Genomic DNA, 15,774 nt, shown 5'->3' with positions numbered 1-15,774 from the left:
GAACAACTATGAATTTTGATAAAACATTCGTTTTTGGCACAGCAACTTCTTCGTATCAAATTGAAGGAGCTCATAAAGAAGGTGGAAGAACACCTTCCATCTGGGATATGTTTTGTGATATTCCAGGGAAAGTATATAAGCAACACAATGGAGATGTAGCTTGCGATCATTATCATCGTTATGAAGAGGACATCCAACATATTAAACGTCTTGGAGTAGATACCTATCGATTCTCTATTGCGTGGCCAAGAATTTTCCCGGAAAAAGGAAAGTACAATCCAGAGGGAATGGATTTTTATAAGAAGCTAATACGCGAATTGAAAGAAGCAGGAATTAAGCCGGCTGTAACGCTGTATCACTGGGATCTTCCTTTATGGGCACATGAGGAAGGAGGATGGGTCAACCGAGATTCAGTTGACTGGTTTGTAGACTACGCAAGGGTTTGTTTTACCGAGCTAGATGCAGAAATCGATTCTTGGATCACTCATAATGAACCTTGGTGTGCAGGCTTTCTTGGCTATCATCAGGGAGTGCATGCCCCGGGACATACAAATTTAGATGAAGCAGTAAAAGCGGTTCACCATATGCTGGTGTCTCACGGGAAAGCGGTTAAGTTATTAAAGGAAGAGCTTAAATCAAAGACTGATATTGGGATTACGTTGAATCTTTCTCCAATCTATCCAAACAGCCATTCCTATAATGATCAACTTGCAGCAAACAATGCGGATGGATATTCAAATCGTTGGTTCCTCGATCCGGTATTTAAAGGGAGTTACCCGGTGGATATGATGAACCTATTCTCTAAATACGTCCATTCTTATGATTTCATTCATGCAGGTGATATGGAACTCATTTCAACAGAATGTGATTTTTTTGGGATCAATTTTTATAGCCGTGGACTTGTAGAGTTTAGTGCTGCTAATGACTTCTTACATAGAGGAGCACATTCAGATTATAAGAAGACGGGAATGGGTTGGGACATTGCACCTAATGAGTTCAAAGACTTAATTCGTCGTTTGAGAAAAGAGTATACGGACCTTCCAATCTTTATTACAGAAAACGGAGCAGCATTTGATGATGTTTTGGAGAACGGGAGAGTACATGACCAAGAGCGAGTGGAATATGTAGAACAACATCTTCAAGCCGTTTCTGAATTGAATAAGGATGGAATGAACATCCAAGGGTACTATTTATGGTCTCTTATGGATAACTTCGAATGGAGCTTCGGGTACGATAAACGATTCGGTATACTTTATATTGATTTTGATACACAAGAAAGAATCTGGAAAGACAGCGCATATCGATATGCTGAAATCATCAGAGATCACAAAAAGGCTCATTCCATTTACGAAGATCATGAAGGAGTAACAAAGTGATTAAGAAGAAAGTGCAAGTGATTCAAACAACAAAAGACACTGGAGATCGGTTCGCAATAAAAGAACCACTCACATTCGGTACAGAGGCTCAATCTTCATCTATCGTAATTAAGCTGGATGAACAGCAGAAATATCAGGAAATGCTTGGATTTGGTGGCGCTTTTACTGAGGCAGCAGCTCATTCGCTTTCTTTGATCAGTCCTGAAAAAAGAGACGAAATCATCCACTCTTACTTTGACCCAAAGGAAGGGTTAGGCTATCGATTGGGAAGAACGCATATTAATAGCTGTGATTTTTCTTTAGGAAACTACACTTATGTAGAAGAGAAGGATACTTCTTTAGAGAGTTTCTCCATAGAACGGGAGAGGAAGTTGGTTATTCCTCTTATCAAGGATGCCATGAAGGTAGCGGGTGAGGATGTAACCATTGTTTCTTCACCATGGAGTCCGCCATCTTGGATGAAAACAAACTGTGAAATGAATCATGGTGGGAAGCTGTTACCTGAATATCAGTCTCTATGGGCAGAGTACTACTCAAAATATATCCATGCTATGGAAGAAGAGGGAATCCCAATTTGGGGTATTACCATTCAGAATGAGCCTGAAGCAAAGCAGGTGTGGGATTCTTGTTTATATTCAGCAGAAGAAGAGAGAGATTTCATCAAAAATTACCTAGGTCCGTCCCTCGAAAAAAATGGGTATGAGGATGTTAAGGTGATTATTTGGGATCATAATCGCGATGTTGTGTTTGAGCGTGCTTCTACTGTGTTATCTGATCCTGAGGCAGCTAAGTATGTCTGGGGAACGGGTGTCCACTGGTATGTATCGGAAGAGTTTGAAAATCTTTCTAAAGTCCATCATGCCTTTCCGAGTAAGCATTTAATTTTTACGGAAGGGTGCATAGAAGGTGGAGTCCAATTAGGAGCTTGGCATACGGGCGAGCGTTATGGCAGAAATATTATGGGTGATTTGAACAATTACCTTGAAGCATGGATTGATTGGAACCTGGTGTTAAACGAGCACGGTGGACCCAACCATGTAGGGAATTTCTGTGATGCCCCCATTATTGTCGATACGGAGAAGGATCAAGTACACTATAATAGCTCCTACTACTATATTGGACATTTCAGTAAGTATATTAAGGCGGGGGCAAGAAGGATTTCATGCCATGTTCCAGTTGAAAGCATTCTTGTAACAGCCTTTGAAAATGTAGACGGAGAGATTGTTGTTGTAATGATGAATGAGACAGATGAAGAGCAAACGACATCACTTATGTGTTCGGAAGGAAGAATAAATACTCTGCTTCCTGCCCATTCGATCACAACCCTCCTAATAAAATAATAGTGAATTCTATTCAAGATGGACTGACTTTACTTAGCTTCTGCTATGTTTAAGTCAGTTTTTTTGTCTTCTTTATAAAAGCTTCCAATGCCTCTGTCATCTATATGAGAATGCGTTGACAAGCTAATTAGCGACAAAAGCAAGAATGGACTACTGCTCACTTTGTATTTATTTTAGGTTTATAAAGAATTCACGCCTAGAAAGTTGATTGGAGCAGAAATCAACTATCACTCTCTATTTTAGAAGCAACAAAATTTCCGGGTACAGCTTTTTATATGCCTACGCCTTAAAATTCACCTTAAGACCAATTAGAGAAGTGCGTGCGCCTACATATTCCATGGACAACCATCATAGAATAGACCATCCTAAATAAAGGTAGGGTATGAAGCATGAGTGTGTTTTTAAGGGGTACGTTGGTATTGATTGCGACAGCTTTTGTAGGTGAATGTTTGGAATTTGTGATTAATATGATTTTGGCTCGTGAGCTTGGGGAAGCGGGTCTTGGTACATATATGTCCATATTACCGACAGTTTTTTTGATAGTTATTCTGTCCAGCATGGAGCTGCCTATTAGCCTGTCTAAGTTTTTTGCTGAACGGGAGGAGAGGTATCATAGGGGGATGCTTCATTATGCATTTCGGTTTGCTGTTATTACGATCATTGTTTTACTTTTAATCCTAACCTTCATTCTATCTTCAACACCGTTATTTCAAGGGTACCACCCTGGCATTCCCTGGCTCATTCTGTTGGTTGTCCCGATTGTAGCGTTTACCTCTATCACTAGAGGATATTTCATGGGAATCCAACAGATGGGGAAAATAGCCGCTGCAAATTTTTTGCGGAAAGGAATACAGCTTTTATTATTGATCTCTATTTATCATTTTCTATCCTTTGGAATTGATACATCTATTTTTATTGCTTTGTGCACATTAATTGCCAGCGAGGCATTCGTATTTGCGTATTTACTCCATGCTTACTTTATTGAGATTAAGGGTAAAAGGAAGAATAAACATATAAACTTATCTCAGGTTGAAATGAGAAATTCAATTTTATCTGTTTCTGTCCCTACAACGATATTAAGGATTTTTCATGCATTCACTCACGCCATACAGCCATTTCTTATTAAGTGGACACTTATACAATCAGGAATGAACGGAATCGAAGCAAACGAGCATTTTGGAATGGTAGCTGGAATTGCTCTGACCATTGGATTCTTTCCAGCATTTATTGCTTTTTCCATGCTGATTGTTTTAATTCCAACGATCTCAGAGAAGGTTTCATCTAATGATATAACAGGAATCCTGACTCATCTGAAGCAGGTGATGTGGATGACCCTGGGTTATGGAATTCCGGCTGTATTTATTTACTATTATATTGGGGATTACATAACAGAAACGTTTTTTCATTCCTTGTACTCAGCCTATTATTTAAAGTTATTATGGCCGTATTTTCTCTTTCACTTTTTAGTGCTACCTTTACAAGCATTTTTAATTGGATTAGGGCTCGTAAAGGATGCACTGCTTCATACGATTTGGTCCAGCATATTTTCTTTCTCTTTCATTTATTTACTTGGCTCTGAGCTCCAATTAGGAATGGAAGGAGTGATTATGGGAATGAATGCAGGAGCAGTACTCATTACGCTCCTGCATTATTTTACAATATGTAGAGAATTGGAAACGACTCTTTGGTTAAAACCTATGATTAAAATGTAAACTATAAAAGCGTGGTATTTATTTAGGTTCATTTTATGAACTTTGTTGGTATTGAAGATAGGTGTGGTTGATTTTCGCTCCAGGTGCTCGCTTTCCGCGGGGCGGGCGGTGAGCTCCTCGGCGCAAGCGCCTGTGGGGGCTCACCTGTCCCACTTTTCCCGCAGGAATCTCGCACCTTCCGATTCAATCAACTTTTTTAACAACGGTTTACTTTCACAAACTATTTCAATAGTACAATAATACGAAATGCTTTGTTTTAAAAAGAACCGCACTCATAAATAATCATGAATAAACAGTTGATCAAGCGTTTGTTTTGCATTAAAAGGGTCGAACCTTATAAGATACTTGTAATCAGTAATAAAGGGAAAATCGATACATACTATCATTACTTGTTATGATGACTGATTTCATAACCTTCAAAGGAGAAAGCTATGATTGATTCTATTCTTTTCAACATCATGTTAGTCGGAGTACTAGGAATTGCATCCCAATGGCTTGCCTGGAGGTTTAGGTTTCCTGCAATTGTGGTCATGTCCATAGTTGGTCTTTTAGTAGGACCGATATTTGGCTTTATCGATCCAAAGGATGATTTTGGAGAAGTATTTAAGCCAATCATTTCTATGGCCGTTGCCATTATATTATTTGAAGGTAGTTTGAATCTTGATTTCCGAGAAGTAAAGGGTTTAGGAAAGCCAGTTTTTCGAATTGTTACATTCGGAGCCCTTTTAGCCTGGATTCTGGGTTCACTTGGAGCCCATTATGTTGCAGGGCTATCTTGGGCAGTAGCTTTTGTTATCGGGGGATTGTTCATTGTAACAGGGCCTACCGTTATTCTCCCATTATTAAGACAAGCTAAGTTGAAACCAAGACCGGCAGCTATATTAAAATGGGAAGGGATCGTAGTAGATCCATTTGGCGCATTACTAGCAGTATTTGCTTTTGAAATTATTAACTTCCTTATCAGTGATGATGTAACGGGATTATCCCTACTTTTATTCTTTGCAGCCTCTCTATTTGCTGTATTGTTTGGTTGGGGTTTAGGAAGATTCACAGGGTTTATTTATGATAAAGGTCATGTGCCTGAGTTTTTAAAATCACCAGTAGTATTTGCACTCGTCCTTGCCTGTTTTACCATTTCAGACCAAATCACTCATGAAACAGGATTATTGGCTGTTACAGCCATGGGAATGACCTTGGCAAATATGCATATCTCTTCTATTGATGATATGCGTCACTTTAAAGAAAATATTTCAGTACTATTAATCTCAACTATATTCGTTATGCTGACTGCATCACTTAAAGTCGATACCCTTTTGGAAATCTTTAATTGGAAGATCATCGCTTTCGTGCTACTTATGCTATTCGTAGTCCGCCCTCTTTCAATTTGGTTATCTACGATAGGGACGGACCTCTCAAACAAAGAAAAACTTCTTATCGGTTGGATTGCTCCCAGAGGAATAGTAGCTTTAACGGTATCAGGTTATTTTGCATCCGTATTGTTGGATAAGGGCTTTGAGGACGCGGCGATTTTGACATCCTTAACCTTTGCTCTTGTGTTTTCTACAGTTTGTGCCCATGGATTTTCAATTAAATGGATGGCTAAGAAGCTTGATTTAGCCATTGATGACAGACCGGGTGTCATTATTGTCGGTGGAAGCAGTTTTAGCACTGAATTTGCGAAAACTCTTCAAGAGCTGAAGGTGCCAGTCTTGATTGCAGATTCATCGTGGCAACGTCTGTTTTCAGTGCGTAAGGCGGGAATTCCCTTCTATCGAGGAGAGATTCTTTCTGAACAAACGGAGTATTACTTAGACATGACACCATATGAATACATGATTGCAGCCACAGAATTAGATTCTTATAATGCCCTTGTTTGCACAACGTTTGTTCCTGAAATTGGACGAAACAACTTGTTCCAATTAAGCTTGCGGAGTCAACGGGGGGATGACCTCGAGGACATGGTTCATACGATCGGCGGACGTATTCTATTCCAAGATCATGTTACATGGGAGGAATTAAATAAGAGAGTGGAACGGGGAGACATTTTAAGAAAAACCAATATCACGGAAAAATACACGTTTGAATCCTATCTACAAGAGAGGGACGAAGGAACATTACTTATGTTTGCCTTCAAGCCTACTGGAAAGATTGAATTCTTTACAGAAGGCGCATCTCCTAAAATAGAACAAGGGGATGTTATTATTAGTCTTACTAAGCCTCATAAAGAGTTCAATAAGATTCAAGAAAAATTAACGGTTCAACGAAAAAAAGAACAGCAAGCGATAGATGAAAAACAAGCTAAGGAAGAGAGAATATATCACGATGAAGAAAGCGTCGACTAGACAGTCGACGCTTTTCTTATACCAACGCTGTTTTGGAACAGAGCCAGCATTCTAAAAGATATTCTTGATGGGGACTTTGACAAATATTTTATCTTACTTCTTTCCAGTATACTTTTCACCGAGAATCTGCTTTATTTGATTGTACGTCAATCCTGAGTTTTGATTCTGGCGCTTTACTTCATCAATATCTGTACCTGCAATCGTTTGGCTTTTCTTTTGTTCAGTCACAAAAACACCCCCTAAGACTTAATGTAAGTCAGAAGGAGGTATTCTATACGACATCTATTTTTTACGGTGATAAAAGAAGTTAAAAACCAAAATAACTACAGCTAAAGCATAAGCAACGTATGAGAATGTTGTATGATCAACTCCATTTTTAACTCCTATTCCAACAAAGGCCCAAACAAATACAAGGGGGAACAACCAATCCTTCTCACGGATTCGAAACCAAAAGGCAAGAATCGTAGCCACAACAAGACCAGCAAATGCCCAAACACTATCTGAAATACCAAAACCATCCCAGCCGATATCCGTCAAATAGTACGTAATATTTACGATCGTCGCAATCGATATCCATCCTAAATATATAGAAAATGGAGCAAAATCCAGGAGGGACGGACTTGCATGTTTCACTCGTTTATAAAGGGCGATAAGAGTGAGAAGCAGTCCTAACATAATTAATACAGAAACTAAAAAATAATTATAATGCCATACTAATATCCAAGTGGAATTCAATAAACAGCTAAGCACAAATAGGCCGCTCGATTCCTGATAAAGAGGAAGGTTCTTTCTTGTTTTCGGGATTTGACGGATAATCCAAATGGCAAGGAGTAAATATATGAGACTCCAAATAGAGAACACATACCCCGCAGGTGTAATCATAATATCGAGTCTGTCACTAATTTCTTGGGTAGATTGATTATTTAAAGGCAAGGTCACAGCTAAGGTGTTCATCACAATGACCAAAGCGAAAGCAAAAATGTTCAGAATTAATTTTTTCAACGTCATTCCTCCTCGATTCTTATTGTGTGTGAAAAGGCTTGTTAGTTTATCATTTTTTTATTACTATTCCACTTTTGCCATATTCATAACCTTTTTTGAGAGAGTTTAAGAAAAGAGAGAGAGTAATTCATTAAAGGATTTCACACTTCAATCGAGAATTAGAAATAAGACAGAATTTATAGAGAAAATTAGGGGGCCATTATGAATCATACAAATAATACATATTCTGATGTTTGGGATTTAGATGTTTTTTTTAAAGGTGGAAGTGAGTCACAGGAGTTTCGACAGCATCTCGAAGCTTTGAAAGAAAAGAAAAATCATTTTGAGGAAAATGCATCTGCCTTTTATCCTCCTCAGTCCAAAAAGGACAGCACATTGATTTGGAATTTGATTGAAGAAGCAAAAGAAGTGATGCTTTATTTACGTCAAGCAGGTGCCTTTGTCGGGTGTTTAGAAGCGCAAAACATGCATGATAGAAAAGCAGATTCTTTGAGAGGAGAAGTAACGAGCTTAAGTGCAGACTTTTCTTCTACCTTCACAAAATTTCAACAACAGCTGTCAGATTGCTCAGAGGACATTTGGAACGAACTTTTACAAGATGAGAACCTGAGTCAGATTGAGTTTGTGTTAAACGAATGGAGACAAAAAGCAAAGGATAAACTTTCAAGCACTGAAGAGTCACTCATACAAGCTCTGGCAGTCGATGGCTATCATGGGTGGGGTCAGATGTATGACACCATTGTAGGCTCTATGGAAATACCCCATGATGGAAAAAAGTTATCCGTAGGTCAAGCAAATAATTTGTTATCGAGTCCAGATCCCAAAACACGTAAAGAGGTGTTTGAGAAGCTTGAAAAGTCTTGGGAGCAAAATGAGGAATTGTTTGCCCGTACGCTCAATCACTTAGGTGGATTTAGATTAAGTGTCTATAAAAAACGAGGCTGGGAAGAAATTTTAAAGGAGCCTTTAGAATACAACCGCATGAAGCAGGAAACACTTGATGCAATGTGGGGAGCCATATCAAAACATAAAGCTCCGTTTGTAAAATATTTAGAGAGAAAAGCCAAAATGCTAGGCAAAGAGAACTTGGATTGGTACGACTTGGATGCACCAGTTGCAGAGTCAACAAGCACTATGTCCTATGATGAAGGTGCAAAATTTATTTTAAAGCAGTTCTCACGCTTTGGTAGTGAGATGTCTCAATTTGCCGAAAAAGCATTTGAGGATAACTGGATTGAAGCTGAAGATCGTCCAGGGAAGCGTCCAGGAGGTTTCTGTACGTCGTTTCCACTGAGTGATCAATCCCGTATCTTTATGACGTATTCAGGCTCTATGTCAAATGTGTCTACACTTGCCCATGAATTAGGCCATGCATTTCATTCCTACGCCCTTAGACCAATGCATACATTAAATCGAAACTATGCTATGAACGTAGCAGAAACGGCTTCTACCTTTGCCGAAATGATTGTAGCAGATGCAGCGGTAAAAGAAGCAGAGACGAAAGAAGAAAAGATTGCTTTAGTTGAGGACAAGCTTCAACGGAGTGTTGCATTCTTCATGAACATTCATTCTCGTTTCTTATTTGAAACACGTTTCTATGAAGAACGTCAAAAAGGGATGGTTTCTTCTGAAAAGTTAAATGAGCTAATGGTCGAAGCACAAAAAGAAGGATTTGCTGGTGCACTTGGAGAAGTGCATCCTCGCTTCTGGGCATCGAAGCTTCATTTCTATATCACGGGAGTACCATTCTATAACTTCCCGTACACTTTCGGATACTTATTCTCTTTAAGTATTTACGCGAAGGCATTGGAATCCAATGAAAGCTATGAAGAAAAATACATGTCTCTTCTTCGAGATACAGCAGTCATGAACGTCGAAGAGCTAGCCATGAAACACCTTGGCGAAGATATCACCAAAGAAGCCTTCTGGGAAAAAGGGATTCAACTTTGCATCAAAGACGCAGAAGAATTCCTTGAACTAACAAACTAAACATTTAGGTCCGTCCCTCTCTTGAGGACGGACCTTCTTTTATTTCAAGAATGTTTTATACCATGAGTTCTGGCCATGGTTCATTCCATTAGTGTTTGGCTGAGAATGTACTACCGTAAGGGTTCATACTTGGCAAGTTGATATCCTTGGAATAGTTCAATGCTTACCCACTATACACGTTCTGATACATGAAATCAGGGGTTCATTCGTCTGCTTTAGTAATAAAATAACTCGTATTTCTACTCAAGACGCAGCTTAGGTGTCAGTTAATACGATTCTTTATGTGAACTTTTTTAAAGTCCACACCTTCGACTTCCATCTTATAAGCCGGAATTCTGATTTATAAGCCGTTTTGAAATTTTTTAAGCCATTTTCCGATTTTATGAGCCGTTTGCCAAATGATATAAGTCATTTTCCAAAAATATACATATATTACACTCTTTCTGATTGGTCTCATTAACAACAAAGTTTACATAACAAACCCCTGCCACTCAACCCAGTCCTACTCCCACTAAGTCTCAAGTCCTATTAGAAAATAAAGCTCGAGCTCGTTATGAGAAATTCAAAAAGTAGGTAGGATAGAGACATGAAGAAGAAAGGAGGCAATAACATATGAAAAAATTTGGATTGCTAGTAGCTGGAGGGATTGCCGCCATCGTCCTGCTTGCTAATTTAGGACCGATTGTCGGGTTAGCCATTAGCTTATTGATTATGTATTACAGCTTCAAGGAGTTTGTGAAATCCGACTCCACATTTAAAAAAATCATCTGGGCCTTGATTGGATTAGCGGCATTCAGTGCTACCGTATCTAATTTTCCAGCCCTTATCGGTTTAGTCGCTCTATACATCCTCTACATCATCTATAAGAACTGGAAAAAAGAAGAGAATATTGTTCAAGAAAAAACAACTGATCCATTCAAAAATTTTGAAAGAGAATGGTCTCAATTAAACAAAAACTAAAGGAGAGTTCAATATATGGCAAACTTATTTGAGAGAATGAAAAATACGGTCATGTCTGACCTGCACGAAGCATTAGATAAGAAAGAAAAGAAAAATCCGATAGCCGTCTTAAACCAATACTTAAGACAATGTGAGCAAGAGGTAGAAAAAGTTAGAAAGCTCGTGAAAAGGCAATATCTTCTGAAAGAGGAATTTCGAAAAGAATATGAGCAAGCGTCTAAGCTAGCTGAAAAACGAAAATATCAAGCAGAAGTCGCTTCAAGTGCCAACGAAGATGAGCTGTATGAGTTTGCACGTCAAGAACAAACGTATTACGAAGAACGTGTGGAACGGATCGCTGAGTCGAAAATAAATGCTTCTAAGGAACTTCAAGAATTAGAACGCAAATATGAAGAGATGAAACATAAATTAAAGGATATGTATATTAAGCGAATGGAACTGATGGGCCGAGAGAACATTGCTCGAGCGCATAATAAAATGAATTCAGTACTAGAATCATCCTCAAGCTATAACGATCAGACATTTTCAAAATTTAACGAAATAGAAACGTATTTAGATCAGTTAGAGTATGGAGTAAACTCATCCTATTATCGAAACACCATCGATGCTAAAATAGCAAAATTGGAAAAAGAAATGAAAAAAGAGGAAACGGCAGCACTTTCATAAAAAAACATGGTATTCTAGTTCTAGTTAGTAATAAAGGGGGAGCCAAAAGGTTCACCCCCTTTCATGATTTCAAGGGAAAGATCCATTACATATATTCGGAAAGGAGGAACCCCCTTGTTCAATCGTTTACGGTCAGATGGAATTAGTTGGATTATTTTGATTGGTACATTACTCATTCTTTTAGAAGTCTCCTTTTATGATGGGGGGGTTCTCGTCTTTCTGGTACTCGCTGCATTTTGTATTTATATTGGAAGAAAAAGATTACCCAAAACGTCAGGTAAGCTTCTATTATGGTTTGGGATCATTAGCTTAGCCATCAATATACTGAATACGGTGGCCTTTAAATTTTTACTTTTTGCTATTTTACTTTTCATAATCGTTCGTTTTGCGGATTCCAAAAAGCATCCTAAGTATATTACACCTTCCATAAAAGACACCTTTACCCAGTCACAAGAACCACTGGTGATGAAGAAATCAGCTATCCAAAACGAGTGGTTCGGACCAAAGAGAACACCAGAAGATGTGTACGAATGGAACGACATTAATATTCAAGGTCTGATAGGAGATTCTGTGATTGACATGGGAAATACGGTGCTACCGAAAGGAACTACCGTTGTAACCATTCGAAACATTTTAGGAAATATTGAAATTTTAGTTCCCTATGATGTGGAAGTCAGCGTTCATCACTCAATTTTAGCTGGATCAATTGAACTGTTTGATCAAGTGGAACCAAAGGCTATTAATCAATCCTTGTACTATCAAACTCCAGGATATGATACAGCTGTTCAGAAGGTGAAAATTGTTACCTCTATGTGGATTGGTGATTTAGAGGTGAAGAGAATATGAGTACAGTCGGAAAACAAATAGTTGCCGGTTTACTTTTTTCCCTCTTGGTCCTGGTCTTCCTGGCTATCTCATTCTTTTACTTATATCCATTAGAGGATTGGTCTCTCCTCTGGGAGGTTCAAATGATGGATATCCCAGGAGGCGTCTTTATTCTTGTAGTCACTTTGCTCCTGGGAGTAGGGTTTGGCATTCAATCAGGCTTAACGAATAAAAAGCAGCTGGGAGAAATTGAAGACGCCCTTATGCAGGTGGAACAAGGGAGAACGGTTTCAATTCCTGAAGCTACCACGACAGAATTACAACAAGTTTGGAAAAAGGTTGATACCTTAAGAAAGCATATTGCAGATCAAACCCGGTACTCTCAAAAACTGGCCAATGAAAAAGCAGAAGAACAAGAAAAGAGAATTCAAGAAATTGTTTCACAGGAACGAAATCGTCTAGCAAGAGAGCTTCATGATTCCGTTAGTCAGCAGTTATTTGCCGCTTCTATGCTGATGTCAGCTATTACTGAAACCCCATCGTCCACTCGCTCGTTACACGAGGAAAAACAGCTGGGCATGGTAGAGGAAATGATTCATCAATCTCAGCTGGAAATGAGAGCTCTTCTTCTCCACCTTCGTCCCGTTGCTCTAAAGGGAAAAAATCTTCAAGAAGGAATGAAGGAGCTACTGGTCGAATTATCACAGAAAGTTCCATTGGATATTGAATGGAAAGTCGAAGATATGCCTCTTGATAAAGGGGTTGAGGATCACTTGTTCAGAATTTTGCAGGAGTCTGTTTCCAATACTCTTCGGCATGCAAAAGCGACGTCCCTTGACGTTCGCTTGATCAAAAGAGAATCCATCATCATTCTTCGGGTAGTGGATGATGGGCAAGGATTTGATGTAAATGAATCGAAAGTGACTAGCTCTTATGGACTTCAAAATATGAGAGAGCGAGCCATTGAAATTGGTGGAACGTTTAAAATTATAAGTGTACCCAACAAAGGAACGCGCTTGGAAGTTAAGGTACCCGTAATCGAGGATGTAGGTGAAAAAAATGATTAGTGTAGTATTTGTTGATGACCATGAAATGGTTCGGATTGGTGTATCATCCTATCTTTCAGCTCAAAATGATATCGAAGTGATAGGTGAAGCATCCGATGGAAAAGAAGGAGTAAAGCTAGCCCTCGAATTACGTCCAGATATTGTTTTAATGGACCTCGTGATGAAGGAAGTGGACGGAATTCAAGCAACGAAAGAAATCATTCAGCAATGGCCGGACGCCAAAATTATTATCGTAACGAGCTTTTTAGATGATGATAAGGTGTATCCTGCGCTTGAAGCTGGAGCTGTCAGCTATATGCTGAAAACGTCAAAGGCAAGTGAAATTGCAGAAGCTGTTCGGAAAACATATAGTGGTCAGTCGATTTTAGAGCCGGAAGTGACAGGAAAGATGATGACAAGAATGAGACAGAGAACAGTCTCTAAGCCCCACGAAGAACTAACAAATCGTGAACTGGAAATCCTTCTTCTTATGACACAAGGAAAGACCAATCAAGAAATTGCCGATGAATTGTTTATTGCATTGAAAACAGTGAAAACTCACGTAAGCAATATCCTTTCAAAACTAAATGTTCAAGATAGAACACAAGCAGTCATTTACGCCTTCAAGCATGATTTAGTTAAATAAATGAAAAAAGGGACCTGAAAAATAAAACTTTTTGGGTCTCTTTTTCGTATAGGAAAGAAAGGGGTGGTTTGACAAAGCCATTGAAGAAATCGTATTGAAAAATTACCTCTAATAAAGTCATAATCCCTCCAATCGAAGATATGAATGAAAGGAGGGAGGGTGCGAAGTGGAAATAATAACAAAATATTACATTACTAGACCGAAATAGGATAATTAATGGTAAAATAAACGATATATTGTCAATTTTTGAATATTTATTAATGGGGGTAAAAGTATGAATGAACAATTTAGTAGACCAAAAGGGTTTGGTGAAATACTGGACCATACGTTTCGATTAAGTAAAAATCGCTTTAAAGACTTTTTTCTGATTTATTTAATATTAGTAGGACCTGTTTATTTACTACAAGGACTCATCCAATTAGCAGCAGGCACGAGCTTCTTTAGAGCTGCCGGTAATAGTGGGAACTGGATTGAGGATATTATAAATAGCTTTAATACAGAAACAGTTGCTGTGTCAGAACCCATCAATATGGCAGCAGAAATAGGAATTGCATTAATTGGTTTGATTGCTATTATTCTATTACCTGTCGCAGAAGCGGCTATCCTTTTTGCCTTAAATCATATTCGCAAAAATGAAGAGTATACTGTCAAGAAGGTTATTAAACAAGCATTCTCTCGTTTTTGGCCGATCATTGGAAGCAGTATTTTATTTGGACTTATTGTTTTTGGACTCATCGTTGTGCCAATGATCATAATTGGTATAGGTGGTGGAGTATTTGGAGTCTTTATGGAGCCTTCAGTTGGTATCATCTTTGCTATTATCGCATTTTTAGCCGTTGCTGTAGGAATTGCTTACTTACTGACTCGTTGGAGCTTTTACTTTGGGGCGGTTGTATTAGAAAATGATGCACCAGGAATTTCAAGAAGTTGGACACTAACTAAAAAACGCACGTGGGTGCTTATGGGATTATATATTATATTCTCACTCATTGTTGGAATCGTAAGCATTGCCTTTGAATTGTCATTTGGAGCTCTACTAGGAAACAGTGTAGTGTATGGCATGATTATTAATCTGGTTTCATTGTTTACAGGAATGGTGTTCGCGGTAGGTTACGGTGTTATGTTCCTGGATTTAAAAACAAGACATGATGGAGACGACTTAAATGAAATGATCGATGACTATAATGCAGTTCAATAATGAACCTATTTCCTCGTGAAAGCTAGGTGATGATAGAAGTGTTTAAAGAAGATGTAGCACGAGATAAGATGCAAGATATTTTGAATGGTTCTGAATATAAGGCGTACGCATCAGAAAACGTCCTTACAAAACTGTGGGAGAATGCAAAAGAGTGGCTAGCTGAAAAGCTGGCCAACCTTTTTCCTTCTTTGGTTCCAACCAGTGAAGTGGCGTCAAGTTTATTCATTATCATCATCATTGTTGTTGTGTTGGTTCTTCTTGTAACGTTGACGCTTTCGATCCGTAATGGGCTTCGCAGACGGAAGTTCCGCTACAATAAACCACTACAAACGATGAATGAAATGCAGTGGTCCTTTGAGAGTCATTTAGCAGAAGCAAAACGACAAGAGGAATTAGAAGAATATTCATTAGCCACACGTCATATGTTCCTGGCCTTACTATTATTTTTTCACGAGAAGGAATGGCTTGAGGCGAGAGTTTGGAAAACGAACTGGGATTATTACGAAGAGCTTAGAAGGGTTCATGAAGGTAAGGCAGACAGGTTCTATCACCTCGCCATTTTATTTGATGAAGTAGCCTATGGAGAACGATTTATACTGAAGGAAGAGTATGAAAAGTATCGAAATGAAGCCAAGAGTTGGATGGACAGGGAGAGGGAAGCATCTGCTTAAT

The 15,774-nt window shown here is 38.7% G+C and carries 14 protein-coding genes; 12 read left to right on the top strand and 2 right to left on the bottom strand.

Features of this window, described 5'->3' with window-relative positions; all coding sequences use genetic code 11:
- Window positions 1-8: 8 nt before the first annotated feature.
- The 4 genes from IQI_RS19210 (at window position 9) to IQI_RS19195 (ending at window position 6,770) form a co-directional block, all read left to right on the top strand.
- Window positions 9-1,376 carry a GH1 family beta-glucosidase gene (locus IQI_RS19210; RefSeq protein WP_064094278.1) on the top strand — a complete coding sequence of 456 codons (1,368 nt, stop codon included), beginning with the start codon at window positions 9-11 and terminating at the stop codon, window positions 1,374-1,376.
- Window positions 1,376-2,716, top strand: coding sequence for a glycoside hydrolase family 30 protein (locus IQI_RS19205; protein WP_064094462.1), 1,341 nt, complete (start codon window positions 1,376-1,378; stop codon window positions 2,714-2,716). The genes IQI_RS19210 and IQI_RS19205 overlap by 1 nt, the downstream gene beginning before the upstream one ends.
- A gap of 389 nt (window positions 2,717-3,105) precedes the next feature.
- Entirely contained in the window at window positions 3,106-4,428 is a 1,323-nt protein-coding gene (locus tag IQI_RS19200; RefSeq protein WP_064094277.1) for an oligosaccharide flippase family protein, read from the top strand.
- 431 nt (window positions 4,429-4,859) lie between these two features.
- Window positions 4,860-6,770, top strand: a complete 1,911-nt coding sequence (locus tag IQI_RS19195) for a cation:proton antiporter (protein WP_064094276.1) — start codon at window positions 4,860-4,862, stop codon at window positions 6,768-6,770.
- 93 nt (window positions 6,771-6,863) lie between these two features.
- On the opposite strand, the gene IQI_RS21230 is transcribed toward IQI_RS19195, so the two are convergent.
- Both IQI_RS21230 and IQI_RS19190 read right to left on the bottom strand, forming a co-directional pair.
- Window positions 6,864-6,998, bottom strand: a complete 135-nt coding sequence (locus IQI_RS21230; RefSeq protein WP_268874517.1) for a hypothetical protein — start codon at window positions 6,996-6,998, stop codon at window positions 6,864-6,866.
- 54 nt (window positions 6,999-7,052) lie between these two features.
- Window positions 7,053-7,772 carry a tryptophan-rich sensory protein gene (locus IQI_RS19190; RefSeq protein ID WP_064094275.1) on the bottom strand — a complete coding sequence of 240 codons (720 nt, stop codon included), beginning with the start codon at window positions 7,770-7,772 and terminating at the stop codon, window positions 7,053-7,055.
- 201 nt (window positions 7,773-7,973) lie between these two features.
- Here IQI_RS19190 and IQI_RS19185 point away from each other — a divergent pair, with 201 nt between their 5' ends.
- From IQI_RS19185 to IQI_RS19150, 8 genes are all read left to right on the top strand, one after another.
- Complete coding sequence (locus tag IQI_RS19185) at window positions 7,974-9,761, top strand: M3 family oligoendopeptidase (protein WP_064094274.1); 1,788 nt, start codon at window positions 7,974-7,976, stop codon at window positions 9,759-9,761.
- A 612-nt stretch (window positions 9,762-10,373) separates the two neighbouring features.
- On the top strand, window positions 10,374-10,721 hold the full coding sequence (locus tag IQI_RS19180) for a lmo0954 family membrane protein (protein ID WP_064094273.1): 348 nt from the start codon (window positions 10,374-10,376) through the stop codon (window positions 10,719-10,721).
- A gap of 15 nt (window positions 10,722-10,736) precedes the next feature.
- Window positions 10,737-11,387, top strand: a complete 651-nt coding sequence (locus IQI_RS19175) for a PspA/IM30 family protein (RefSeq protein WP_064094272.1) — start codon at window positions 10,737-10,739, stop codon at window positions 11,385-11,387.
- 114 nt (window positions 11,388-11,501) lie between these two features.
- Window positions 11,502-12,233: a cell wall-active antibiotics response protein LiaF gene (gene liaF / locus IQI_RS19170; protein WP_064094271.1), complete on the top strand. Its 732-nt coding sequence runs from the start codon at window positions 11,502-11,504 to the stop codon at window positions 12,231-12,233.
- The gene (locus tag IQI_RS19165; RefSeq protein WP_064094270.1) at window positions 12,230-13,279 is read left to right on the top strand and encodes a sensor histidine kinase; all 1,050 of its coding nucleotides are present in this window, start codon (window positions 12,230-12,232) and stop codon (window positions 13,277-13,279) included. Before liaF ends, IQI_RS19165 begins: the two co-directional genes overlap by 4 nt.
- The gene (locus IQI_RS19160; RefSeq protein ID WP_064094269.1) at window positions 13,272-13,904 is read left to right on the top strand and encodes a response regulator transcription factor; all 633 of its coding nucleotides are present in this window, start codon (window positions 13,272-13,274) and stop codon (window positions 13,902-13,904) included. The genes IQI_RS19165 and IQI_RS19160 overlap by 8 nt, the downstream gene beginning before the upstream one ends.
- Window positions 13,905-14,178: 274 nt before the next feature.
- Window positions 14,179-15,102 carry a hypothetical protein gene (locus IQI_RS19155; protein ID WP_064094268.1) on the top strand — a complete coding sequence of 308 codons (924 nt, stop codon included), beginning with the start codon at window positions 14,179-14,181 and terminating at the stop codon, window positions 15,100-15,102.
- Between the two features lie 38 nt (window positions 15,103-15,140).
- Entirely contained in the window at window positions 15,141-15,773 is a 633-nt protein-coding gene (locus IQI_RS19150) for a DUF4129 domain-containing protein (RefSeq protein WP_408007887.1), read from the top strand.
- Window position 15,774: the final 1 nt, after the last annotated feature.

This window comes from Rossellomorea aquimaris TF-12, from assembly GCF_001648555.1.
In the GTDB taxonomy this organism is placed as follows: domain Bacteria; phylum Bacillota; class Bacilli; order Bacillales; family Bacillaceae_B; genus Rossellomorea; species Rossellomorea aquimaris.
Note: the sequence above shows the minus strand (reverse complement) of the source record. Positions and strands in the feature narration are given on the sequence as shown.

Excerpts from the sequence above, each read along its gene's own strand:
- IQI_RS19160 (WP_064094269.1), top strand. The coding sequence starts at position 13,272 with ATGATTAGTGTAGTATTTGTTGATGACCATGAAATGGTTCGGATTGGT.
- IQI_RS19165 (WP_064094270.1), top strand. The coding sequence starts at position 12,230 with ATGAGTACAGTCGGAAAACAAATAGTTGCCGGTTTACTTTTTTCCCTC.
- IQI_RS19175 (WP_064094272.1), top strand. The coding sequence starts at position 10,737 with ATGGCAAACTTATTTGAGAGAATGAAAAATACGGTCATGTCTGACCTG.
- IQI_RS19185 (WP_064094274.1), top strand. The coding sequence starts at position 7,974 with ATGAATCATACAAATAATACATATTCTGATGTTTGGGATTTAGATGTT.
- IQI_RS19195 (WP_064094276.1), top strand. The coding sequence starts at position 4,860 with ATGATTGATTCTATTCTTTTCAACATCATGTTAGTCGGAGTACTAGGA.
- IQI_RS19200 (WP_064094277.1), top strand. The coding sequence starts at position 3,106 with ATGAGTGTGTTTTTAAGGGGTACGTTGGTATTGATTGCGACAGCTTTT.
- IQI_RS19155 (WP_064094268.1), top strand. The coding sequence starts at position 14,179 with ATGAATGAACAATTTAGTAGACCAAAAGGGTTTGGTGAAATACTGGAC.
- IQI_RS19180 (WP_064094273.1), top strand. The coding sequence starts at position 10,374 with ATGAAAAAATTTGGATTGCTAGTAGCTGGAGGGATTGCCGCCATCGTC.
- IQI_RS19210 (WP_064094278.1), top strand. The coding sequence starts at position 9 with ATGAATTTTGATAAAACATTCGTTTTTGGCACAGCAACTTCTTCGTAT.